General features: G+C 73.1%; 21 protein-coding genes. 6 read left to right on the forward strand and 15 right to left on the reverse strand.

Annotated features, from left to right (window positions below):
* Nucleotides 1–403: 403 nt before the first annotated feature.
* From MUU72_RS08230 to MUU72_RS08240, 3 genes are all read right to left on the reverse strand, one after another.
* On the reverse strand, nt 404–820 hold the full coding sequence (locus tag MUU72_RS08230) for a hypothetical protein (RefSeq protein WP_248012489.1): 417 nt from the start codon (nt 818–820) through the stop codon (nt 404–406).
* A gap of 201 nt (nt 821–1,021) precedes the next feature.
* Entirely contained in the window at nt 1,022–3,625 is a 2,604-nt protein-coding gene (locus MUU72_RS08235; RefSeq protein ID WP_248012490.1) for an ABC transporter permease/substrate binding protein, read from the reverse strand.
* Entirely contained in the window at nt 3,618–4,781 is a 1,164-nt protein-coding gene (locus MUU72_RS08240) for a quaternary amine ABC transporter ATP-binding protein (protein ID WP_248012491.1), read from the reverse strand. Before MUU72_RS08240 ends, MUU72_RS08235 begins: the two co-directional genes overlap by 8 nt.
* Before the next feature lie 246 nt (nt 4,782–5,027).
* On the opposite strand from MUU72_RS08240, the gene MUU72_RS08245 reads away from it, so the two are divergent.
* Both MUU72_RS08245 and MUU72_RS08250 read left to right on the forward strand, forming a co-directional pair.
* Nucleotides 5,028–5,942 carry a 5'-3' exonuclease gene (locus MUU72_RS08245; protein ID WP_248012645.1) on the forward strand — a complete coding sequence of 305 codons (915 nt, stop codon included), beginning with the start codon at nt 5,028–5,030 and terminating at the stop codon, nt 5,940–5,942.
* 83 nt (nt 5,943–6,025) lie between these two features.
* The gene (locus MUU72_RS08250) at nt 6,026–6,877 is read left to right on the forward strand and encodes a siderophore-interacting protein (protein ID WP_248012492.1); all 852 of its coding nucleotides are present in this window, start codon (nt 6,026–6,028) and stop codon (nt 6,875–6,877) included.
* Nucleotides 6,878–6,905: 28 nt separating this feature from the next.
* Here the strand turns inward: MUU72_RS08250 and MUU72_RS08255 are convergent, their stop codons facing one another.
* Complete coding sequence (locus tag MUU72_RS08255) at nt 6,906–7,385, reverse strand: MerR family transcriptional regulator (protein ID WP_248012493.1); 480 nt, start codon at nt 7,383–7,385, stop codon at nt 6,906–6,908.
* On the opposite strand from MUU72_RS08255, the gene MUU72_RS08260 reads away from it, so the two are divergent.
* From MUU72_RS08260 to MUU72_RS08270, 3 genes are all read left to right on the forward strand, one after another.
* Nucleotides 7,378–8,241, forward strand: coding sequence for a hypothetical protein (locus tag MUU72_RS08260; RefSeq protein WP_248012494.1), 864 nt, complete (start codon nt 7,378–7,380; stop codon nt 8,239–8,241). The genes MUU72_RS08255 and MUU72_RS08260 overlap by 8 nt on opposite strands.
* Nucleotides 8,238–8,702 (forward strand): ABA4-like family protein, encoded by a 465-nt coding sequence (locus tag MUU72_RS08265; RefSeq protein WP_248012495.1) that lies wholly within the window; start codon nt 8,238–8,240, stop codon nt 8,700–8,702. The genes MUU72_RS08260 and MUU72_RS08265 overlap by 4 nt, the downstream gene beginning before the upstream one ends.
* A gap of 313 nt (nt 8,703–9,015) precedes the next feature.
* Nucleotides 9,016–10,134 carry an LLM class flavin-dependent oxidoreductase gene (locus tag MUU72_RS08270; RefSeq protein WP_248012496.1) on the forward strand — a complete coding sequence of 373 codons (1,119 nt, stop codon included), beginning with the start codon at nt 9,016–9,018 and terminating at the stop codon, nt 10,132–10,134.
* Nucleotides 10,135–10,181: 47 nt separating this feature from the next.
* On the opposite strand, the gene MUU72_RS08275 is transcribed toward MUU72_RS08270, so the two are convergent.
* The 11 genes from MUU72_RS08275 to MUU72_RS08325 all read right to left on the reverse strand — a co-directional run bounded on the left by MUU72_RS08275 (nt 10,182) and on the right by MUU72_RS08325 (nt 21,617).
* Entirely contained in the window at nt 10,182–12,998 is a 2,817-nt protein-coding gene (locus tag MUU72_RS08275; protein WP_248012497.1) for a DEAD/DEAH box helicase, read from the reverse strand.
* 217 nt (nt 12,999–13,215) lie between these two features.
* Nucleotides 13,216–14,172: a twin-arginine translocase subunit TatC gene (tatC, locus tag MUU72_RS08280; RefSeq protein ID WP_248012498.1), complete on the reverse strand. Its 957-nt coding sequence runs from the start codon at nt 14,170–14,172 to the stop codon at nt 13,216–13,218.
* A gap of 62 nt (nt 14,173–14,234) precedes the next feature.
* Nucleotides 14,235–14,534: a Sec-independent protein translocase subunit TatA gene (gene tatA / locus MUU72_RS08285; RefSeq protein WP_248012499.1), complete on the reverse strand. Its 300-nt coding sequence runs from the start codon at nt 14,532–14,534 to the stop codon at nt 14,235–14,237.
* 207 nt (nt 14,535–14,741) lie between these two features.
* Nucleotides 14,742–14,951 (reverse strand): hypothetical protein, encoded by a 210-nt coding sequence (locus tag MUU72_RS08290; protein WP_248012500.1) that lies wholly within the window; start codon nt 14,949–14,951, stop codon nt 14,742–14,744.
* Nucleotides 14,952–14,986: 35 nt separating this feature from the next.
* Nucleotides 14,987–15,247: a hypothetical protein gene (locus tag MUU72_RS08295; RefSeq protein WP_248012501.1), complete on the reverse strand. Its 261-nt coding sequence runs from the start codon at nt 15,245–15,247 to the stop codon at nt 14,987–14,989.
* 41 nt (nt 15,248–15,288) lie between these two features.
* A complete protein-coding gene (locus MUU72_RS08300) occupies nt 15,289–16,239 on the reverse strand; it encodes a helix-turn-helix transcriptional regulator (protein WP_248012502.1) in 951 nt (316 codons plus the stop codon).
* 14 nt (nt 16,240–16,253) lie between these two features.
* The gene (locus MUU72_RS08305; protein ID WP_248012503.1) at nt 16,254–17,243 is read right to left on the reverse strand and encodes a helix-turn-helix transcriptional regulator; all 990 of its coding nucleotides are present in this window, start codon (nt 17,241–17,243) and stop codon (nt 16,254–16,256) included.
* Between the two features lie 116 nt (nt 17,244–17,359).
* The gene (locus MUU72_RS08310; RefSeq protein ID WP_248012504.1) at nt 17,360–17,734 is read right to left on the reverse strand and encodes an FKBP-type peptidyl-prolyl cis-trans isomerase; all 375 of its coding nucleotides are present in this window, start codon (nt 17,732–17,734) and stop codon (nt 17,360–17,362) included.
* A gap of 68 nt (nt 17,735–17,802) precedes the next feature.
* Nucleotides 17,803–18,819: an FKBP-type peptidyl-prolyl cis-trans isomerase gene (locus tag MUU72_RS08315; RefSeq protein ID WP_248012505.1), complete on the reverse strand. Its 1,017-nt coding sequence runs from the start codon at nt 18,817–18,819 to the stop codon at nt 17,803–17,805.
* 155 nt (nt 18,820–18,974) lie between these two features.
* The gene (gene pafA, locus MUU72_RS08320; RefSeq protein WP_248012506.1) at nt 18,975–20,336 is read right to left on the reverse strand and encodes a Pup--protein ligase; all 1,362 of its coding nucleotides are present in this window, start codon (nt 20,334–20,336) and stop codon (nt 18,975–18,977) included.
* A gap of 9 nt (nt 20,337–20,345) precedes the next feature.
* A complete protein-coding gene (locus MUU72_RS08325) occupies nt 20,346–21,617 on the reverse strand; it encodes an MFS transporter (protein ID WP_248012507.1) in 1,272 nt (423 codons plus the stop codon).
* A 65-nt stretch (nt 21,618–21,682) separates the two neighbouring features.
* On the opposite strand from MUU72_RS08325, the gene MUU72_RS08330 reads away from it, so the two are divergent.
* Complete coding sequence (locus MUU72_RS08330; protein ID WP_372503033.1) at nt 21,683–22,792, forward strand: LacI family DNA-binding transcriptional regulator; 1,110 nt, start codon at nt 21,683–21,685, stop codon at nt 22,790–22,792.
* The last annotated feature ends 21 nt before the right edge of the window (nt 22,793–22,813 follow it).

Below are 22,813 nucleotides of genomic sequence, written 5' to 3' on the forward strand. Positions count from 1 at the left end.
GGGGTGTTCGGACTGCTTCGCTTTACGTCCGAACACCCCCCACCCCACAGACCCGCCCCCTCCCGAGGTGGGACATGAAAGAGGTGATCGGGGGCTGAGGCCGGTGGTCCCCTGCGGGCCCTCACCCATGCACGAGCGCTCACCCGCAACACACAACCCGCACCCACCTGACAACTGACCCCAACGGGAGGGGACGGGCCGGAGGGGGTGGTGTGCCGGACGTAAAGCGAAGCAGTCCGGCACACCACCCCCGCAGACCCGTCACCGCACCCCACAGCCCCGCGCAGCGGAAACGCAACGCGCCGCAGGCGCACACGAAAGAACCCCCACGGCGAGAAAGCCGACAACGTGGGAATCAGCCCCGCCGCCAGGCGCACGGCGGGAAAGCCAAAAACGTAGGGGCTCACCGCCGTAGGCGATACGCCGCGACGCCCGCCAACGCCAACAGCACCAGGCCGCCCGCCGCTTGGGCCGCGCCCACGCCCTCGGGGCGGCCTTCCGTGACCGTTACGGTCAGCACGTGGTGCGGACCGGACGGGCCGCAGTCGATCGTGATGCGGTAGCGGCCCGGTTCGGTCTCCTCGGCGACGGGGACGTCGGCGGCCAGGCCCCGGGCGCCGGGGCGCAGGGGAACGGAGCCGAACAGGTCGGAGCGGGCGGTGGCCGCCGGGACGGAACCGCAGCGTCCGCCGTCGGTGATGCTGACCCGTTCACCGGCCACGACGGGGCCGGGGACGGTTCCGGCGCGAGCCGGCGGTGCGGCCGCGGTGAGCGCGAGGAGGCCGAGCAGGGCGGCGGCGGCCGGGCGCGCAGGCTTCACTGTCAGCTCCCGGGCCGGCCGCGGCCGCTGCGGCCGCCGGGGACGGACGCCGGCCCACGGCCGAGCGAACCACCGGGCGCCGCGGGCGGCCAGCCGGGCGCGTCCGGCCAGGTGGCGGGGGCCGTCGCCGGGGGCGTACGGCGGCGCGCCCCGCCGCCGGCCGGTGCCGGGGCGGGGCGCGCCAGGTGCCCGCGGGGCGGGCTATTTCACGGGGGCCATCTTGTCCACGATGCCGGGGTGGTCGCCGATCCACTTCTCGACGCCCTTGTCCTCGTTGCCCTTTCCGGCGTCCTGGATGTCCTGCTCCAGGCTGCCGAGCTCGTCGGGCGTCATCTTCCAGTTCTTCAGCCAGCCGGCGAACTCCGGGAACTTCTTCGGGAAGCTCTTGTTGCCGAGGGTCTTGATCTGGTTGTTGGCGCCCCAGGTGCCCTTGGGGTCGGCGAGCTTGGTGAGGTGGTACTTGCTGTACGCCCAGTGCGGCGACCACAGCACGACCGCGATCGGTTCGTGGTTGTGGTAGGCGCGGTCCAGTTCGGCGAGCATGGCGCTGGTGCCGGCCGAGGTGACCTGGAAGTCCGACAGGCCGTAGGCGGGCAGCACGGTGCTCTTCAGGCGCTGCATCTCACCGGTGCCCGGCTCGATGCCGATGATCTTGCCCTTGAACTCGTCCTTGTGCGTCCGCAGGTCGTCCATGGTCTTGACGTCCTTGACGTACGAGGGGACGGCGATCTCCAGGGAGGTCTTGTCGTACCAGGCCCCGACGTCGGTGAGGTCGTCCTTGTACCGGTCCCAGTACTGCTTCTGGGCGACCGGCAGCCAGCCGTCGGTCTCCACGTCGATCTGCCCGGCGGACAGGCCGGTCCACATCGGTCCGACGTCGAGGTTGCGCAGGTTGGGGTGGTAGCCGCGCTTCTCCAGGACGTTCTTCCAGAGGTAGGCGGTGGCGATGCCCTCGTCCCAGGCCGGGTAGCCGATGTTGGGGGCCTTGCCGGCGTCCTGGCCCTTGGCGTACGTGGCGTGCGCGGACGGGGCGATCTTCTCGACGAGGCCGGGGTTCTTCTTCAGCCAGGTGCGGACGCCATCCTGCTCGTGGCCCTCACCGGCCGACGTGATGTCGTTCTCCAGGCTGGTGAGCTGCTTCTCGTCGAGGTGGAAGTTCTCCATCCACCTGGCGACCTCGGGCATGTCCTTGCGGAAGCCCTTGCGGCCCAGCATGTGCAGCCCGTCGCCGGAACCGAACGCGCCCTTGGGGTCCTTGAGCTTGGTGAGCGGGTACTTGTCGTACGCCCAGTGCGGGGACCACAGGGTGACCGCGATGGGCTTCTTCCGGTGGACGGCCCGGTCCAGCTCGCTCAGCATGGACGCCGTGCTGGACTCCTGGACCCGGTACTGGCCGGTCAGGCCGTACTCCGGCAGGACCTTGTCCTTGAGGATCTTCATCTCGCCGGCGCCGGGCTCGATGCCGGTGATCTTCCCGCCGAACTCGGCGCTCTTCCCCTTGAGATCGTCGAGCGTCTTGACGTCCTTGACGTACGACGGGACGGCGATCTCCAGGGAGGTCTTGTCGTACCAGGTGCCGAGGTCCTCCAGCTGGTCCCGGTACTTCTTCCAGTACTCGGCGTGGGTGACCGGCAGCCAGGCGTTGGTCTGCACGTCGATGTCGCCGCGGGCCTGGCCGGCGAAGAGCGGGCCGGCCTCCAGCGCCTGGACCTTGGGCTTGTAGCCGCGCTCCTCCAGGATCTCCTTCCAGAGGTAGGTGGTGGCCTTGCCCTCGTCCCAGTTGACGTAGCCGAGGGTGATCGGCTTGCCGTTGCCGCCACCCGCGGCGCCGCCGCCGTTCCGGTCCAGGTAGCTCATCCCGCCGGCCAGCAGCGCGAGGACGACGACGCCGACCATGGCCACCGAGGTGGCGGGCCGCCACTGGAGGAACTTCCAGTGGCCGAGCGCCGCCTGCGCCTTGGCCAGCGCCCGCCGGCCGAGCGGCGAGACCCGCTGGTTGAGCGCGCCGGTCATCCGGTCCAGGTACATGGCGAGGATGACCACCGCGAGGCCGGCCTCGGCGCCCAGGGCGACGTTGACCGAGCTGATCGCGTTGTAGACGGAGGCGCCGAGGCCGCCGCCGCCGACCATGCCGGCGATCACGACCATGGACAGCGCGAGCATGATGACCTGGTTGATACCGGCCATGATCGTGGGCAGCGCCAGCGGCAGCTGCACCCGGAAGAGGGTGCGCCGCGGGGGTGTGCCGAACGCCTCGGCCGCCTCGACCAGTTCCCCGTCCACCTGCCGGATGCCCAGTTCGGTCATCCGGACCGCGGGCGGCATGGAGAAGACGATGGTGGCGACGATGCCGGGGACGACACCGAGGCCGAAGAAGAGGATGCCGGGGATGAGGTAGACCATCGCCGGCATGGTCTGCATCAGGTCCAGGACCGGGCGCAGGATGCCGCCGACGATCCGGCTGCGGGCCGCCCAGATGCCCAGCGGCACCGCGACCACCACGGTGATCAGGCAGGCCACCAGCACCAGCGAGAGCGACTCGATGGTCGGTCCCCACTGCTGGATGGAGTCGATCAGCGCGAAGCCGAGGAAGGTGAGGACCGCGGCCGGCAGCCCGCGCAGCCACCAGGCGAGCACCGCGAGGATGCCGGCCAGGACCAGCGGCTCGGGGGCCGCGAGGACGGTGTGGATGGCGGTGTAGAGGCCGTTGAGGACCGTGGTGATGAGGTTGAACAGCCAGTCGAGGTTGTCCCGCAGCCAGTTGACGGCGTCGTTCGCCCAGCTGCCTATCTGGATCCTAGGCACCGGTGGTCACCGTCCCCCCGTTCCCGGCGGCGGGCGCGGACGCGTCGGCCGGGCCGGGCTGCGCGGGCACCCCGGCGGCCGGCTTCGGCCCGCCGGACTCGCCGAGGACGGCCAGCAGCCGCTCGGCGGTGACCGCGCCGGCCAGTTCGCCGTGCTCGTCGGTGACCGCGACCGGTACGCCGCCGGCCGAGCAGGCGGTGAACAGGTCGGCGAGCGGGGTGCCGGTGCCGACGGTGGCGGGCGCGGCGGCCCGGAACTCGGCGGCGGTGGACAGCGTGGTGCCGTCCGGTGCGGTCATCCCCAGGACGGCGCCGACCTCGGTCATCACCGCACCGGCGGTCAGCACTCGGCTGCGGTCGACGTCCTGGATGAAGGAGGCGACGTAGTCGTTGGCGGGCCGGACGAGGATGTCCTCGGCGCTGCCGGTCTGCACGATCCGGCCGTCGCGCATCACCGCGATCCGGTCGCCGAGCCGCATCGCCTCGTTGAGGTCGTGGGTGATGAAGACGATGGTCTTCTTCAGCGTCTTCTGGAGCTCCAGCAGCTGGTCCTGCATATCGCGGCGGATCAGCGGGTCGAGCGCGCTGAAGGACTCGTCCATCAGCAGCAGGTCGGCGTCGGTGGCCAGCGCGCGGGCCAGGCCGACCCGCTGCTGCATACCGCCGGACAGCTCGTCCGGCCAGGACTTCTCCCAGCCCTTGAGGCCGGCGAGCTCCAGGGCCTCGGTCGCGCGCCGCTCCCGTTCGGCGCGCGCGACGCCCTGGACCTCCAGGCCGTAGGCGGCGTTCTCCAGCACGCTGCGGTGCGGGAAGAGCGCGAAGTGCTGGAAGACCATGGAGATCTTGTGGGACCGGACGGCGCGCAGTTCCTTGGCGCTGAGCGAGGTGAGGTCCTGGCCGTCGAAGCGGACGGCGCCCGAGGTCGGCTCCAGCAGCCCGTTGAGCATGCGCAGCAGCGTGGACTTGCCGGATCCGGACAGCCCCATGACCACGAAGATCTGGCCCTCGTCCACCTCGATGGAGGCGTCGATCACGGCGGCGGTGGTGCCTTCGGACCGCAGTTCGTCCCGGCCGGCACCGGCCTGGAGTCTGCGGACCGCGTCCTCGGGTCGTCTGCCGAACACCTTGTAGAGGCGCTCGGCTTGCAGCCTGGACACATATACCTCTCTTGTCGCACGAGAAACGACCTGCCACCCCTGGGGGGCCTGACCGATGGGCCGGCAGGTCGTGGTGCGGGACGAGTTCGGCTCGTCTTCACCGGTGAAAAGTTGAAAACTCATCGGAGTCCGCTCCGGCTGCCCGCCTGCCCGGCTTCACCCGGCGCAAACACATCGGTGATTCACGTCACACCGGCGGCGCGTTTCGGGGCGTACGGCATCATGCGGGGTGTGACTCGACGCCTGATGCTCCTCGACACCGCCTCCCTCTACTTCCGCGCCTACTTCGGGGTGCCGGAATCGGTCAGGGCCCCGGACGGCACACCGGTGAACGCGGTGCGCGGGCTGCTGGACTTCATCGCCCGGCTCGTCCAGGACCACCGCCCCGACGACCTGGCCGCCTGCATGGACGTCGACTGGCGCCCCCGGTGGCGGGTCGAGCTGATCCCGTCCTACAAGGCGCACCGGGTCGCCGAGGAGGCCCCCGCCGGATCGGCCGCGCCGGACGCGGAGGAGATCCCGGACACCCTCTCACCGCAGGTCCCGGTGATCGAGGAGGTGCTGGACGCCCTGGGCATCGCGCGGATCGGCGCCCCCGGCTACGAGGCCGACGACATCATCGGCACCCTGGCCGGGCGGGCGGCGGGCCCGGTCGACATCGTCACCGGCGACCGCGACCTCTTCCAGCTCGTCGACGACGCCCGCGGCGTCCGCGTGCTGTACCCCCTCAAGGGCGTCGGCACCCTCCAGGTCACCGACGGGGCGCTGCTGCGCGAGAAGTACGGCGTGGACGGCCCCGGTTACGCGGACCTGGCGCTGCTGCGCGGCGACCCCAGCGACGGCCTGCCGGGCGTCCCGGGCATCGGCGAGAAGACCGCCGCGAAGCTGCTGGACGCCTATGGCAGCCTGGCCGGCATCATCGCCGCGGCCGAGGACCCGGCGTCCCGGCTCACCCCGGCGCAGCGCCGGCGGATCACCGAGGCGCTGCCCTACCTGGCGGTCGCGCCCAAGGTGGTCCGGGTGGCGGACGACGTGCCGCTGCCGGAGGTGCCCCTCGCGCTGCCCGCCGAACCGGCCGACCCCGAGCGGCTGGAGGTGCTGGCGGCCCGCTGGGGCCTGGGTGGCGCATTGCAGCGCTTGCTGGGCGCGCTCGGGCGGTGAACTGTTAGGTTAGGTAAACCTAAGAGGCGGGGTCCGCCCCCACGGGCGCGCCCCGCCCCCGTCCGCGTCAGGGGAGACGAACCGTGGCAGCAGAGCGACCGGCCCGCAGAACGCCCACACTGCACCGCGCCCGGGTGCGGCGCACCGAGCGGCTCACCCCGCACATGGTGCGCGTGGTCCTGGGCGGCGACGGACTGGCGGCGTTCGAGGCGGGCCAGTACACCGACCACTACGTCAAGCTGGTCTTCCCGCTGCCGCACGTCCGCTACCCCGAGCCGTTCGACATGGGCCGCATCCGGGCCGACCTGCCGCGCGACCAGTGGCCGCGGACCCGTACGTACACCGTGCGCGCCTGGGACCCGGACGCCCGGGAGCTGACCGTGGACTTCGTCGTGCACGGCGACGCGGGGCTGGCCGGCCCGTGGGCGGCGGCCGCCCGGCCGGGCGACGAGATCATGTTCCTCGGCCCCGGCGGCGCCTACGCCCCGGACCCGGAGGCCGACTGGCACCTGCTCGCCGGCGACGAGAGCGCGCTGCCGGCCCTGGCGGCGGCGCTGGAGCGGATGCCGGCCGGTGCCGTGGTGCACGCCTTCATCGAGGTGGCCGGCCCCGAGGAGCGCCAGGAGCTGACCGCCCCGCCCGGCGCCCGGATCACCTGGCTCCACCGCGGCACCGCCCCGGTCGGCCGCGAACTGGTCGCCGCCGTACGGGCGCTGGACTTCCCGGCCGGCCGGCTCCAGGCGTTCGTGCACGGCGAGGCGGGCTGCGTGAAGGAGCTGCGCCGGCTGCTCCGCGTCGAGCACGCGGTCCCGCGCGAGGCGCTGTCGATCTCCGGCTACTGGCGCGCCGGCCACGACGAGGACGGCTGGCAGGCCGGCAAGCGCGCCTGGAACGAGCAGGTCGAGGCCGAGCAGGAGCCCGCCCCGGCCGCCTGACCGGCCACCACCCCCGAGGCGGCGCGGCTCACGACGGGCCCGCGCCGCCCGGTGCCGTATCCGGCCCGTCCTCGCCTCGCGGGTCCTCCTCCGGGCGCCACCCGAAATGCCGCGCCGAGCGGTCGGCGTGGGCCAGCCGCCGCATCGCGGTGAGCACCGCGTCGCCGAGCACGGTCCCCACGACCACGCTCTCCACCAGTTCGTCCACCTCCGCGTGGCGCCCGACGTACGCCAGATCGGCGCCGGCGATCCGCTCGCACGCCTCCGCGTAGTCGTCGAAGACCTCCTCGAACGCGCCCTGCCCGACGTCCCGGAAGGCGGCCAGCGCCACCGCCATCGCCTCCGCCGCCGGGTGGTCCGCCCCGACCTGCCAGCCGCGCCGGGCGATCAGGCCGGCGACCGCCCGGCGGGCGTCCGGCAGCCCCTCGGGACGGGCCGCGGGCACCGGCGTGATCGCGTCGTGCGCCGCGCCGAGCACCTTGTGCACCGCCCCGCCCGGGGTGTCCACGGCGGCCAGCACCTCGCGTAAGCCGTTCAAGTTCTCCGTCTCGTTCGCCGCCTACGGGCTGGCGCTGGCCTGGATGCTGTCCCGCCGCCCCGGGCGCAGCCGGGCCGGCACCTGGGCCGCGCACACCGTCGCGGTCACCGGGCTCATCGAGATGTCGATCATCGTCGGCCAGACCCTGCGCGGCCGGCGCAGCCACTTCGACGTCGAAACCCCGCTGGACCGGGCCCTGTTCCAGGCCATGGGCGGCACCATCACGGCCCTCTGGCTCGCCACGCTGGTGATCGCCGTGGTGCTCTTCCGGGCCCGCCTCGGCGACCGCCCCACCACCTGGGCGATCCGGCTGGGCGCGCTGCTCGCCCTGGCCGGCCTGCTGGTCGGCGGACTGATGCTGCTGCCCACCCCGGAGCAGCAGGCCCAGCAGGCCGCCGGAATCGTCCCCACCGTGATCGGCGCGCACAGCGTCGGCATCCCCGACGGCGGCCCCAGCATGCCGCTGACCGGCTGGAACACCACCGGCGGCGATCTGCGCGTCCCGCACTTCGTGGGCATGCACGCCCTCCAGGCCCTGCCGCTGTTCCTTTACGGGATCGAGGCGCTGGCCCGCCGCCGGGCCCGGCTGCGCGACGAGCGGGTACGGCTGCGGCTGGTCGTCACCGCGGCCGGGTTCCTCGGCGGACTGCTGGCCCTGGTCACCTGGCAGGCGCTGCGCGGCCAGGCCCTGCTCCGCCCCGACGCGCCCACCCTCACCGCACTGGCCGTCCTGGCCAGTGCGACCGCGGCCGGCGCCCTCGCCGCCCTGCGCGCCCCCCGCACCGACCGCCCCCGCCCCGTCCCCGCCCCGGAGCCGATCGCATGACCGAGCACACCCTCTTCACCCTGGCGTTCACCCTCGCCGCCCCATTCTGGGCGCTGCTGATCCTCGCTCCCGGCCGGCGCCTCACCGACCGGATCGCGGCCTCGCCGCTGCCGATGGTGCCGGTCATCGGGGTCTACCTCGCGCTGGCGGTACCGGTCTTCCCGCAGCTGTGGGCGGCGGTGAGCCGTCCGGACCTGGCCGGCTTCCAGGAGCTGCTGGCCCTCGGCGGCGGGGCCGGCGCGATCTGGGCGCAGCTGATCGCCTGGGACCTCTTCCTCGGCCAGTGGATGTACCGCGAGGCCCGCGCCCTGGGCATCCACCCCCTGGTGATGGCCCCGCTGCTGGTGCTGACCATCCTGCTCTCCCCGATCAGCGTCCTGCTCTTCCTCGCCCTGCGCGGCGCGGTACGCCTCCGGGTCCGGCGGACCGGCACGCCGGCGGCCGCCGCCGCGCGCCCGTAACCGCGCGGCCGGCACCCGGCACGGCCGGGCCGGCGGGAGACGGAGCAGCAACTCCCGTACACAGCAGGCCCGTTGTTGCCCCGCAGGCACGCACCCGCCGCGAACCGGCCCGCCCCGCCCGGGACGTGCCCGCCCGGGAATTGGTTGACGGCGCATGGATCCGCCTGCTCCACTGGCTCCATGCGCCCTCGGCAACGGCTGGTCACCCGCGACCACATCGACTTCGGTCGGGTGTGGTCCGCTTCCTGTTGCCGCTGACTTCTCGTCCGCACCCCACCACCCGCGCACCTGTCACGAGAAGAAGGCCGCACCCATGCCTGTCGAGTTCCTCGGCATAGCCGCCACCCACGACGGCTCCGAAGTCACCCCGCGCTCCGGCGCCTCCTTCGACAAGGACTACACCCTCACACTGGCCCGCGCCCACGAGCAGTACGGCTGGGACCGGGTCCTGTTCGCCTACGGCTCCGGCTCCCCCGACCCCTCCCCCGCCGCCGCCTACGTCGCGGCCCGCACCGAGCGGCTCCAACTGCTGGTCGCCCACCGGCCCAACGTCTCCTACCCGACGTTCGCCGCCAAGACCTTCGCGACCCTGGACCGGCTCAGCGACGGCCGGGTCGCGGTGCACTTCATCACCGGCGGCAACGACCACGAGCAGCGCCGCGAGGGCGACACCCTCACCAAGGACGAGCGCTACGCCCGCACCCGCGAGTACATCCGGATCGTCAAGAAGGTCTGGACGCACCGCGAGCCCTTCGACCACGAAGGCGCCCACTACCGCTTCCACGACTTCGTCTCCGACACCTTCCCCGTCCAGCAGCCGCACCCGCCGGTGTCGTTCGGCGGCTCCTCCCCGGCGGCGTACGCGGCGGGCGGCGCCGAGGCGGACATCTACTGCCTGTGGGGCGAACCCCTCGCGCAGACCGCCGAGCAGATCGCCTCGGTCAAGGCGGCCGCCGCCGCGGCCGGCCGCACCGACCCGCCCCGGATCCAGGTGGCGTTCCGCCCGATCATCGCGCCCACCGAGGAACTGGCCTGGGAGAAGGCGCACCGGACCCTGGAGCGGATCCGGGCCCGCAAGGCCGGCGGCCCGCTCAGCCGCCGCCACCCGCTGACGCACCCGCAGAACGCCGGCTCCCAGCGGCTGCTGGCCGCCGCCGCCCGGGGCGAACGGCACGACCGGGCGCTGTGGACGCCGACCGCTGCGGAGACCGGCGGGGCGGGCAACTCCACCGCCCTGGTCGGCACCCCCGAGACCGTCGCCCAGGCCCTGCTGGACTACTACGACCTCGGCGTGACCATCCTCTCCGCGCGCGGCTACGACCTGCTCGACGACGCCATCGACTTCGGCCGGTACGTCATCCCGCTGGTCCGCGAGGAGGTCGCCAAGCGCGACGCGGAACGGGCCGGCGCGGCCGCACGCACCGCGTCGTAGCGGCGGGGTCCGGCCGCCGGGCACCCGCCCGGCGGCCGGACCGCCCGTCAGCCCACCGAGGAGTACGCCACGACGCCGCGCAGCACCCCGTCCATCGCCTTGCGCGCGGACCGCGCCACCGTGCCCTCGGCCGGGGCCGCCGCCGCGATCTGCCCGAGGACGTCCACCAGTTGCTTGCACCAGCGGACGAAGTCGCCGGCCGGCATGTCCGCCTCGCCCAGCACCTCGTCCAGGCCGAAGCCCGAGGCCCAGCGGTAGGCGGCCCAGGCGAAGCCCAGATCCGGCTCGCGCTGGCCGACGCCTTCGGCCTGGCTGATCCGGTGCTCCTCCTCCAGGGCGTCCAGCCGGCCCCAGATGTGCACCATCTCGGCCAGTGCGTCCCGCGCCTTGCCGGCCGGCAGCTTGGGCGCCACCGCGTCGTCCGCCTGCCGCGCCTCGTAGACCAGCGCGGAGGCGCAGGCCGCCAGCTCGGCGGGGCCCAGGCCCTCCCAGACGCCCTCCCGCAGGCATTCGCTGGCCAGCAGGTCCAGCTCGCCGTACAGCCGGGCCAGCCGGCGGCCCTCGTCGGTGACGGTGTCGCCTTCGAGGTAGTCCAGCTCGGTCAGCAGCGCGCAGATCCGGTCGAAGGTGCGGGCGATGGTGTTCGTCCGGCCCTCGATCCGGCGCTCCAGCTGGCGGGTGTCCCGCAGCAGCCGGTGGTAGCGCTCCGCCCAGCGGGCGTGGTCCTCCCGCTCGTCGCAGCCGTGGCAGGGGTGGGCGCGGATGGCCTTGCGCAGCCGGGCGATCTCGCGGTCGTCGGCCGCCTCGGCACGGGGCCGGCGGTGCCGGGAGGGCACCAGGTGGCCGGCCTTGGTGCGCAGCGCGGACGCCAGGTCGCGGCGGGACTGCGGGCTGCGGGCGTTGAAGCTGCGCGGGATCCGCATCCGGTCCAGGGCCGCCACCGGCACCGGGAAGTCCATCGACGCCAGCCGCTTGACCTGCCGCTCGGCGGTCAGCACCAGCGGGCGGGGGCCCTCGTGGGCGTCCATGCCGCGGTGGCCGTTGGTCCGGCCCGGGGGCATGCCCGGGTCCAGCACCAGCGCCAGCCCGGCGTACTTGCCCGTCGGCACGTGGATGACGTCGCCGGGCCGGAGCTTCTCCAGCGCCGCGGCGGCCGCCGCCCGCCGCTGGGCCGCGCCCTGCTTGGCGAGTTCGGACTCCCGGTCCTTCAGCTCCCGCCGCAGCCGGGAGTACTCCTCGAAGTCGCCGAGGTGGCAGACCATCGCCTCGCGGTAGCCGGTCAGGCCCTCTTCGTTGCGCTGCACCTGGCGGGTGATCCCGACCACCGACCTGTCGGCCTGGAACTGCGCGAACGACATCTCCAGCAGCTCCCGCGACCGGTGCCGCCCGAACTGCGAGACGAGGTTGACCGCCATGTTGTACGACGGCTTGAAGGAGGACCGCAGCGGGTACGTCCGCGTCCCGGCGAGACCGGCCAGCGCGGCCGGATTCATCCCCCGCTGCCACAACACCACCGCGTGGCCCTCGATGTCGATGCCGCGCCGCCCGGCCCGGCCGGTGAGCTGGGTGTACTCGCCGGGGGTGATGTCGGCGTGCTGCTCGCCGTTCCACTTGACGAGCTTCTCCAGGACCACCGAGCGGGCCGGCATGTTGATGCCCAGCGCCAGCGTCTCGGTCGCGAAGACCGCCTTGACCAGGCCCTTGACGAACAGCTCCTCGACGACCTCCTTGAACGTCGGGAGCATCCCGGCGTGGTGCGCCGCGATGCCCCGCTCCAGGCCCTCCAGCCACTCGAAGTAGCCCAGGACGTGCAGGTCGTCGTCGGGGATGCCGGCCGTACGGGCCTCGACTATCCGGCGGACCTGCTCACGGGCCTCCGCGTCGTTGAGCCGCAGGCCGGAGTACAGGCACTGCTGGACGGCCGCCTCGCAGCCGGCCCGGCTGAAGATGAAGGTGATGGCGGGCAGCAGTCCCTCGTTGTCCAGCCGCTCGATCACCTCGGGCCGGCTCGGCGTCCAGATCCGGGCGCGCTGCCGCCGCTCGCGCTCGCGGTCCGCCTCCCGCATGGTGCGGGCGCGCCGCTTGTCCCGGCCGAAGGTCGGCCGGCTGTTCTCCATCCGGGCCAGCCGCTCCAGGTCGGGGTTGACCTCCCGGCGGGTGCCGGTGGCGCCGTCCCGCTCCTCGAAGAGGTCGTAGATCCGGCGGCCGGCCAGCACGTGCTGCCACAGCGGGACCGGGCGGTGCTCGGAGACGATCACCTCGGTGTCGCCGCGGACGGTGTCCAGCCAGTCGCCGAACTCCTCGGCGTTGGAGACCGTCGCCGACAGGGACACCAGCGTCACCGACTCCGGGAGGTGGATGATCACCTCTTCCCAGACCGCGCCGCGGAACCGGTCGGAGAGGTAGTGCACCTCGTCCATGACCACGTAGCCCAGGCCGGCCAGCGACTGCGAGCCCGCGTAGAGCATGTTGCGCAGCACCTCGGTGGTCATCACGATCACCGGGGCGTCGCCGTTGACGCTGTTGTCGCCGGTCAGCAGACCGACCTTCTCGGGGCCGTAGCGCCGGACCAGATCCTGGAACTTCTGGTTGGACAACGCCTTGATGGGCGTGGTGTAGAAGCATTTGCGGCCCTGTGCCAGGGCCAGGTGGACGGCGAACTCGCCGACGATCGTCTTGCCGGATCCGGTGGGAGCGGCGACCAGCACACCCTTCCCGCCCTCCAGGGCCTGGCACGCCTCGATCTGGTACGGGTCCAGTGCGAAGTCGTACAGCTCCCGGAACGGCGCGAGTGCGGTGGCCTGCTCGGCCGCGCGGAGCTTGGCGGCGGCATAGCGCTCAGCAGGGGACATGTCCTCGGTCATCGTGCTTACGAGCCTACCGGCCGCCTCTGACATCGACCGGATCTTTATGGCGGCCCTTTACCCGGCCCACCGCCCGGTCCGCCCGGAGCGGCCCCGGACACGGCGGCGGCCCCCGGCGCACTGCGCGCGGGGGCCGCACCGACTCCGGCCCGGGAGGCGCTCACACGGCGTGGCACCACCGTCACCGGCCGTCCCGTGAGCCTCTCGGACGTCGCCGTCAGGTCGCGTCGTCGTAGCCGCGGCGGCCGCCGTCCGCGCGGTCCCCGGCGGACTGCTCCGGCAGCATCCGGCTGGGCGCCACCGGCTCGATCTCGCCGACCTCGGCCGGGGTCAGGTCGAGCTCGGACGCCTCGTCGTCGGCCAGTTCCCGGTCGGGGTTGGCCAGCCGGCGCCGGCGGTCGTTGAACAGGCAGATGCCCACGGCGCCGAAGTACAGCAGCACGATCGGCGCGGCCAGCAGCGACATGGTCAGCGGGTCGCCGGTCGGGGTGGCGATCGCCGAGAAGACCGTGATGCCCAGCACCATGAACCGCCACCAGCTCAGCACCCGCTTGCCGGTGAGCACCCCGCCGAAGTTGAGCAGCACCAGCAGCAGCGGCAGCTCGAAGGAGAAGCCGAAGACCAGCACCATGCGCGTGACGATGTCGAGGAAGTCGTCGGCGGGGAAGAGGTTGGCCCAGTCGCTGGGCGTCAGGCCGACCAGCGCGCCCGCGGTCGTCGGGAGGACCGCGTAGGCGAGGTAGGCGCCGCCGAGGAAGAGCGGGACGCCGGCGCCGACGAAGCCGAGCGCGTACTTCTTCTCGTGCCGGTGCAGACCGGGCGCGAGGAACGCCCAGAGCTGGTAGAGCCACAGCGGGCTGGACAGGACCAGGCCCACGGTCAGCGACAGCTTGAGCATGATCGTGAACGGCGCCAGGACACCGTTCGCGGTGACCTGGGCGCACGGGTGCGGGTGCGCGCCGATCGGCGGGCCGCCCCTGGGGCAGCCGACCGCGTCGATGACCGGCCCGGTGATGAAGTGGGCGATCGGCTCGTACTGCCACATGGCGATGACGGTGACCACGAGGATCGCCAGCACCGATTTCAGCAGCCGGTTGCGCAGCTCACGCAGATGTGCCGCGAGGGGCATCCGCCCCTCGGGGTCCTTCTGCTGCTTGCGGGCAGACTTGAGCAACCCACTTCCTCGTCTCGTGCGTCAGCCGCACCGACGGGGTCGGTACGGCCGGATCGGCTCGGTCAGCTCTGGTTGGTGCGGTTCGGCTCGGCCACGGGGCGCGAGCTGGCCACGTCACCGGGCGCCGACTGAATCGTACGAGCTGCCTGCTGGGCCGCGTCGGCGGGCGCCTGGCCCGCGGTGCCGCCGTCGGCCGACCGCTCCGCCTCGCTCTCCTTCTTCATCGCCTTGGCCTCGCTCTTGAGGATGCGGGCCGACTTGCCGAGCGAACGCGCCATGTCCGGGAGCTTCTTCGCGCCGAACAGCAGAAAGATCACGGCGATGATCAGCAGAATCTCGGGGAGCCTCAGGTTGGCTAGCATGTGCGACTACCTTCTCGCCGGGGCGGCGTCTCCTGTGGTGCCTGCCGATGGGGTCGGACTGGCGTCCTGGTGGTGCCTCGATCGTAACGTTCGGCGGTGAACGTCCGGCAATCCCCGTGCATACCGCGGATTGCCCGCACCACCGCACCGTCTGAACCGCCCAGCAGCCTACCTGCCCCGCGTCCGCGGCAGCAGGGCGCCGACGTGTCAGGCGCGGTCGCGCCCCACGTCGTGCATCCGGGAGGCGAGCGGCACCGCGGCCCGCTCCAGGTCCTGTGCGGCCCGCTGGATCCGCTCGCTGGCCGTCGCGACCTCCCGGGCCAGCCGCCGCACCTGGACGAAGACACGGACGGCGAGGACGCCGAGCACGGCGATCCCCAGGAAGCCTAGGGCGACAGCGATCATGGGCCACAGCATGGACCGAGCCTATCGGGCCGGCCGGCCGCGGCCGGTCAGCCGGTGTGCAGCCGCAGCGTGCGCACCCCGCCGCCGGTGAGCAGCTCCACGATCCGCTCCCCGGCCGGCTTGCGCACCGCGCGCCCGCAGCCGGGGCAGGTGAAGGCGTAGAAGGTGGTGCGGCGGCTGGCGCCGATGGCCAGCCGGAAGGCGTCCGAGGCCAGTTCGAAACGGCCCCGGCACTCCGGGCAGGCCGCCTTGAAGCGCACCGGCGCGGATCTGCCCGCCGGCGCGGTCGCCGTCCTCGTGGTCGTCATCCTCGGCCACCTCTCCTTCACACGGTCCCCGCGGGCCGCGCTCACGCGCCGTACGCCGCGAGCGCCTGCCGGGCCGCCTCCCGGGCGCTCTCGGCGAGCGCCGGCGGCGACACGATCCGGCCGTCCCGGCCCAGCCGCAGCGCCAGCCGCCGCAGCGACGCCGGGTCCGGGGTGCGCAGGGTGATCCGCAGCCCGCCGTCGGGCAGCTCCTCGGCGCTGTCGTGCGGGTAGTACTCGGCCACCCAGCGGCCGCCGGGCCCGACCTCGATGGCGACCTCGGGGTCCCCGGCCGCGGGCTGCACCAGCCCCTCGGACAGGTCCCGCAGCTCGACCGGCGGCGGGTCGGCGGGCGCGTCCAGCAGCCGGATCTCGGCGACCCGGTCGAGCCGGAAGGTGCGCCGGGCCTCGGAGAGCCGGCACCACGCCTCCATGTACGTGTGGCCGACCGCGAACAGCCGGATCGGGTCCACCTCGCGCTCGGTCAGCTCGTCGCGGGCCGGGGAGTAGTAGCGCAGCCACAGCCGGCGCCGCTCGGCGATGGCGCGGTCCACGTCGGCGAAGACCCCGCCCTCGGACTCGAAGGTCACCGCCAGCCGGGAGCTGGCCCCGGCCGCCTCGCCGGCCGCCGCCTCCAGCTTGGCGGTGGCCCGCAGCAGCGCCTGCCGGTCGCCCTCGCGCAGCCCCGGCAGGGTGGCCACCGCCCGGGCCGCGACCAGCAGCGCGGTGGCCTCGTCGGCGGCCAGCCGCAGCGGCTCGGCGACGTCGTCGGGGTTGTGCCACCAGATCCGGTCGCCGTCGGTGTCGATGTCCATCAGGTCGCCGCCGCGGAAGCTCGTACCGCACATCGGCAGCACGTCCAGGTCGGCGATCAGTTCGTCCTCGGTGATGCCGAAGGCCCGCGCCACATCGCTGACCCGGGCGCCGGGGCGCTCCCGCAGATAGGTCACCAGCGACAGCATCCGGCGGGTCTGGTCGATCGCGTTCGCAGCCATGGTCCGTCCCCCTCTCAGCCCTTGGCCACCGCGCGCAGGCGGTCGATGACCCCGTCGCGCAGCTCCGCCGGTTCCAGTACCACCACGTCCGGTCCGAACTCCACCAGCCAGGCGTCGAGTCCGTGTCCGTTGGGGATCTCCAGCTCGTCCCAGTCGCCGTCCAGGGCGCGGACGGACAGCGCGCGGGCGCGCAGCGGATAGCCGTGCCCGGCGCGGAGCCGGATCCGGGCGGTGCCGGTGGCGGTCTCCCCAGCCCAGCGCTCGACGGTCTCCCGGACCGTGACGTGGTCGGGCACCGGGGCGGTGAACTTCCCCTGCCGGGACCGGACCCGGCCGGTGATCCGGGACAGCCGGAAGACCCGCTCGGCGCCCCGGTCGCGGTCCCAGCCGGCGACGTACCAGTGGCCGCGCCAGCACTCCAGGATCCACGGTTCGAGGTGCCGCTGCTCGGGCCGGGCCGCGTTGGACTTGCGGTAGTCGAAGACGACCGGGCGGCGGTCCCGGCAGGCCAGCATCAGCGGCTCGAAGGCCGCCTCGTGGGTGGGGATGCGGGGCTCCAGCGCGCTGTGCGGCTGCCCGGCGTCCAGGTCGGCCTCCCCGCCGGCCAGCGGCATCCCGGCGGCCCGCAGCTTCTGCAACGCGCCGCTGGCCGCGCCGGCCAGCCGGGCCTGCTGCCAGACCTTGGCGGCCAGGCCGAGGGCGGCGGCCTCCTCGGCGTCCAGGGTGATCGGGGGCAGGCGGTTGCTGTCGCGGCGGGCGAGGTAGCCGGTCTCGCCGTCGATGCCGTCGACGGTCTCGATGACCAGGCCCAGTTCGCGCAGGTCGTCCTTGTCCCGCTCGAACATGCGGTTGAAGGCGTCGTCGGGGCCGGCCGGGGCGCCCGGCCCGAACGCCTCGCGGTACGCCTCGATCGACGACCGCAGCTCGTGCTTGGTCAGCGGGCGTCGCGTCCCCAGCAGGCACAGCGCCAGATTCATCAGCCGCTCGGCCTTGGCAATCGCCATCGACGCCCTCTCTCGTTAGCTCCCAACGGGTGACCGTACCGCCCGCCGCTCGTCCGGCAAAAGCGAAGGGCCCGCGCCGGCCGGCGCGGGCCCTTCCGGGCACGGTGTCCCGGGTCTCAGACGGCGACCAGGTCGCAGACGAAGATCAGGGTCTCGTTGGGGGCGATCCGGCCGCCGCCCGCGCCCCGCTCGCCGTAGGCCAGGTGCGGCGGGATGGTCAGCCGGCGCCGGCCGCCCACCTTCATGCCCTGGACGCCCTGGTCCCAGCCCGGGATGACCTGGCCGGCGCCCAGCTCGAACTGGAGCGGCTTGCCGCGGTTCCAGCTCGCGTCGAACTCCTCACCGGTGCTGAAGGAGACGCCGACGTAGTGCACGGAGACCATGGCCCCGGCCTTGGCGACCGGCCCGTCGCCCTCCCACAGGTCCACGATCTCCAGGTCGGTGGGAGCCGGGCCCTCGGGGAAGTCGATTTCGGGCTTGTCGATGTTCACGAATGTGCTCCTACTTGCGGATCTTTTCGATGGCCGGGTCAGTCTCGCAGATTCCGCGGGCCGTCCGGTCAGACCGTCCCGACGATGTCGACCACGAAGACCAGGGTGTTCTTCGCCAGCTCGTGCTGCGGGCTGGCGCCGTAGCCCAGCTTCGGCGGGATCACGATCTCCACCCGGTCCCCGACGTGCTTGCCGACCAGGGCCTGGTCCCAGCCCTGGACGACCTGCCCGGTGCCGATCTGGAACGCGGTCGCGCCGCCGTGGTCCCAGGACGAGTCGAACTTCTTCCCGTCCTCCCACTTCACGCCGGTGTACTGGGCGATCAGCCCGTCACCGGCCTTGACCTCCGGGCCCTTGCCCTTGATCAGGACCTGCTGCTTGAGGTCGGCGGGCGCCTTCTCCCCCGGCGGGATGGTGATCGTCGCGGCCTTGTCGTCCGCCGCCTTCACCTCCGGCATCCCGTCCTCCGGCGCCGCCTGGGTGCCCTCGGCCTTCGCCTTCTTGTCCACCTTCTTGGCGCCGACCACGTCGACGACCCACACCAGGCCGTCCTCCGGCTTGACGCCCGACTGCGGGTTCAGCCCCTCGCCGATCAGCGCCTTCGCGGTGCCCTCGACCTCGTACCGGCTGCCCACCTTCTGGCCGGCCGCGGCGGTCAGCACCTTCGGCGGCAGCATCTGCTGCGTCATCTGGTCGGTGACCTCGGTGACGACCTGGGTGCGGGCCGCGCCCGGCTTGGCGCCCGGCTGCGGCGTCCAGCTGCTGCCGAGGTTCTGGCCCTTCATGGTCTGCGCGGAGAAGTCCAGCCGGACCAGATCGCCCTTGCTGACGGTCGCGCCCTTGCCCTCGATCAGGGTCTTGGTGACGGCCTTGTCGGCCGGCTTGGCGTCCTTGGGCACGGAGATCGTGGGCTTGGCGCCGGCCTTGCCCGTCACCTTGACCACCGCCGCGTCGGAGCTGGCGCCGTCGTCGTTCCCGCAGGCGGCGGCGAGGAGCAGCACGGGCACCGCCAGCGCGGCGGCGGCGGCGCGACGGGTGTGCGTGGCGAACGGGCGGGGGGAGCGCCCCGCGGAAGAATTCAGCATCTGTCCAACCGGGATCGTGGGGTAGTGGGCAATGCCCGCCACTCTACGACCTGTCGCTGTGGCCGCTTCCGCTTTCGCACGGCGGCCCGGGGCAACACGGCAATGCGCCGGGGGCCTTCACCCTCCCGGCGCACCGCCGCGCATTCCGGCTCCGTTCACATACCGGCGATCAGCTTCTCCACCCGGTCGTCGACGGAACGGAACGGGTCCTTGCACAGCACCGTCCGCTGGGCCTGGTCATTGAGTTTGAGGTGCACCCAGTCGACGGTGAAATCGCGGCGCTGCTCCTGGGCCCGCCGGATGAAGTCACCGCGCAGCCGCGCCCGCGTGGTCTGCGGTGGCACCGACTTTCCCTCGAAGATCTTCACGTCATTGCAGATCCGTTTCGCCTGCCCCTTCCGCTCCAGGAGGTAGTAGAGCCCCCGGCGCCGGTGGATGTCGTGGTACGCGAGGTCTATCTGCGCCACACGCGGGTGGGACATGCTGATGTTGTGCTTGGTGCGGTACCGCTCGATGAGCTGATGTTTCATCACCCAGTCGATCTCGGTCGCGACGCGGTCCAGCTCCTGGTCGCGGACGGCTTCGAGGGTGCGGCCCCACAGCTCCAGGACCCGTTCGACCAGACCGGTGCGGATTCCGCGGCGGTCGCAGAAGTCGACGGCCTTCTCGTAGTACTCCTGCTGCACCTCCAGCGCGGACGCCTCGCGGCCGCTGGCGAGCCGCACCTTGCGCTGGCCGGTGGTGTCGTGGCTCACCTCGCGGATCGCCCGGATCGGGTTCTCCAGCGTCAGGTCGCGCATGACGGTGCCCGCCTCGATCATCCGGAGCACCAGGTCGGTGGCCCCGACCTTGAGCATCATCGTGGTCTCCGACATGTTGGAGTCGCCGACGATGACGTGGAGCCGGCGGTAGCGCTCGGCGTCCGCGTGCGGTTCGTCCCGGGTGTTGATGATCGGGCGGGAGCGGGTGGTCGCCGAGGAGACGCCCTCCCAGATGTGCTCGGCGCGCTGGCTGACGCAGTAGACCGCGCCGCGCGGCGTCTGGAGCACCTTGCCGGCGCCGCACAGCAGCTGCCGGGTGACGAGGAACGGAATGAGGATGTCCGCGAGCCGGGAGAACTCGCCGTGCCGGGCCACGAGATAGTTCTCGTGGCAGCCGTAGGAGTTTCCCGCCGAATCGGTGTTGTTCTTGAAGAGGTAGACGTCGCCCGCGATTCCCTCCTCGTGCAGGCGGCGTTCGGCGTCGACGAGCAGACCTTCGAGAATGCGCTCGCCGGCCTTGTCGTGGGTGACCAGCTCGGTCACGTTGTCGCACTCGGGAGTTGCGTATTCCGGGTGCGACCCCACGTCCAAGTACAGGCGGGCGCCGTTCCGCAGGAAGACGTTGCTGCTGCGGCCCCATGACACGACACGGCGGAAGAGGTAGCGCGCCACTTCGTCAGGCGACAGTCGGCGCTGTCCCCTGAACGTGCACGTGACGCCGTACTCGTTCTCCAGCCCGAAAATGCGGCGGTCCATGACTGAACATTACGCCTGACGGCCTGCTCTGAAACCGGGTTCGACAGCACCGTTCCGATCATTTTCCGCCCGGACCGCCTCGTCGGCGCAGGGTACGGCGGGTGTCACCGGGTCCCCCAGGAATCGCTTCGTCGACAAAAGGACCAGCAGCGCGACGATCCCGGAGACCCCCGCGACGGCGAATCCGGCGCCCGGCCCGCCGCGCTCCAGTACCGGCCCGGCCACCGAGGCACCCGCCGCCGAACCGACCCCGAAGGTGGTCACCAGCCACGAGAACGCCTCCGTCACCGTCCCCGCGGGCGCGTGCCGGTCCACCACCACGAACGCGCAGGCCAGCGACGGCGCCAGGAACACCCCGGCGACGCCCGCCAGTGCCGTCATCCCGGCCACGCCGGGCGCCAGGGCCAGCGGCAGGTAGCCCAGCGCCAGCAGCGCGACCAGCAGGCGCAGCCGCCCCTCCGGCCGGCCCGGCCACTGCCGCGCGCCGTAGACCAGCCCGCCGGCCAGCGCGCCCACGCCGAGCGCGGAGAGCAGGTAGCTGGAGACCATCCCGCCGCCGTGCCGGTCGGCGTACGCCACCGCGGCCACCGCGATCGACCCCAGCGCCAGCCCGACGAAGAAGAAGGCGCCGATCAGCACCAGCATCCCGGCCGAGCGCAGCGCGCCCAGCCAGTGCGCCTCGCGAGCGGCGCTGCGCCACTGCCGGGAGGGCGCGGAGACCGCCACGGACAGCGCGCCGAGCACCCCGATGGCGTTGATCACCAGCAGCGCCGCACCGGCCGACCAGAGCTCCACACAGAGCGTCACCAGCAACGGCCCGACCGCGAACAGGATTTCCTGGGCCACCGCGTCCAGCGCGTAGGCGGCGTGCACCCGGTCGGGCCGCTTGAGCACCCCCGGCCACAGCGCGCGCAGCCCGCCCTCCAGCGGCGGGGTGAAGAATCCGGCGAGGGCCATCGCCACGTAGGCGGGCCAGCGCGGTGCCACCCCGACGGCGGCCAGCAGCGCCATGCCGAGCGCCGAGAGCACCGAGGCGGGCAGCATCACCCGGGGCTGCCCGAAGAGGTCCACGGCCCGCCCGAGCAGCGGCTGGCCCACCGCGTTGCCGACCGCGTAGACCGCGGAGAGCGCGCCGGCCAGCGCGTAGCTGCCGCCCTGGGCCCGGACGAAGAGCACCACGGCGAGCGCCGCGGTGGCGTTCGGCAGCCGCCCCACCAGGGTCCCGGCCAGCAGCCGGGCGGCATACCGCGTTCTGAGCAACTCCGCATATCCCGCGGCCACGCCTGCCCCTTTCCGTCCGGTCCGCGCCGGACGTGTTACGTATAACGTCGCGGGTCATACGTACCATGGCCCCACGCGCGGGTCCACCCCCCGCGGCGCAGGACCAAGGAGAGACGCACCCGGTGACCAGCCACGAGGCCCCGCCGCCCGCCCGCGCCACCAGCCGCGACGTCGCCCGGGCCGCCGGCGTCTCGCAGGCCGCGGTCTCCCTGGTGCTGGGCGGCAAATGGCCCGGCCGGGTCTCCGCCGCCAAGGCCGAAGCGGTCCGGGCCGCCGCCCGCGAGCTGGGCTACCGCCCCAACCTCGCCGCGCGCAGCCTGCGCACCGGCCGCACCCGCACCGCACTGCTGGTCGTCCCCGCGCTGACCACCGAGTTCTTCGCCCGGGTCTACACCGGCGCGGCCCGGATCGCCGCCGACCACGACTTCGGCGTGGTCCTCTACCCCTCCCCCGAGGGCACCGGCCCGGCCCGCGACCCGTTCGCCTCCGCCTCCGCCGCGCTCGACGGCGTCATCGCCTCCTCCATGGCGGCCGGCGCGCTCACCGCGCTGCGCGCCGCCGGACTGCCGCTGGTGATGCTGGACAGCGACCCCGGCGACACCGCCGCCTCCGCCGCCGTCAACCTCGACATCGCCGACGGCGTACGGCAGTTGGCGGCCCACCTCACCGGACTCGGCCACCGCCGGATCACCCACCTCGCGGCCGATGTCGACTCCTGGACGTTCGCCGTGCGGGCCCGGGCGCTGCGCGCGGCGCTGGCCGGCCTGCCCGGTGCCGTGCTGCACCGGCAACCCACCGCGCTCAGCGTCGAGGCCGGACTGCGCGCCGCGCACACCGCGCTGACCGGCCCCGGCCCGCGCCCCACCGCGCTGCTCTGCGACGACGACGTCGTCGCCGCCGGTGCCTGCAAGGCGGTCCGCCGGCTCGGCCTGCGGATCCCCGAGGACATCTCGGTCACCGGCTTCGACGACCTGGCGCTCGCGGTCGCGGTCGAGCCGGAGCTGACGACGGTGCGGCTGCCCGCCGAGGAGTTCGGCGCGGCCGGGATGCGGGCCCTGCTGGCCGTCCTGGACGGCACCCCGGCCGAACCCCCCGCCCTCCCCGTCACGCTCGTCCCGCGCGGCTCCACGGCACCGCCGCCGGCCGCCAACGCCACGCGCCCCGGCGGGCGTTGACCCACCGGGGCGCGGGGTCCG

The sequence above is a fragment of the Streptomyces rhizoryzae genome (assembly GCF_023155275.1).
In the GTDB taxonomy this organism is placed as follows: Bacteria; Actinomycetota; Actinomycetes; order Streptomycetales; family Streptomycetaceae; genus Streptomyces; species Streptomyces rhizoryzae.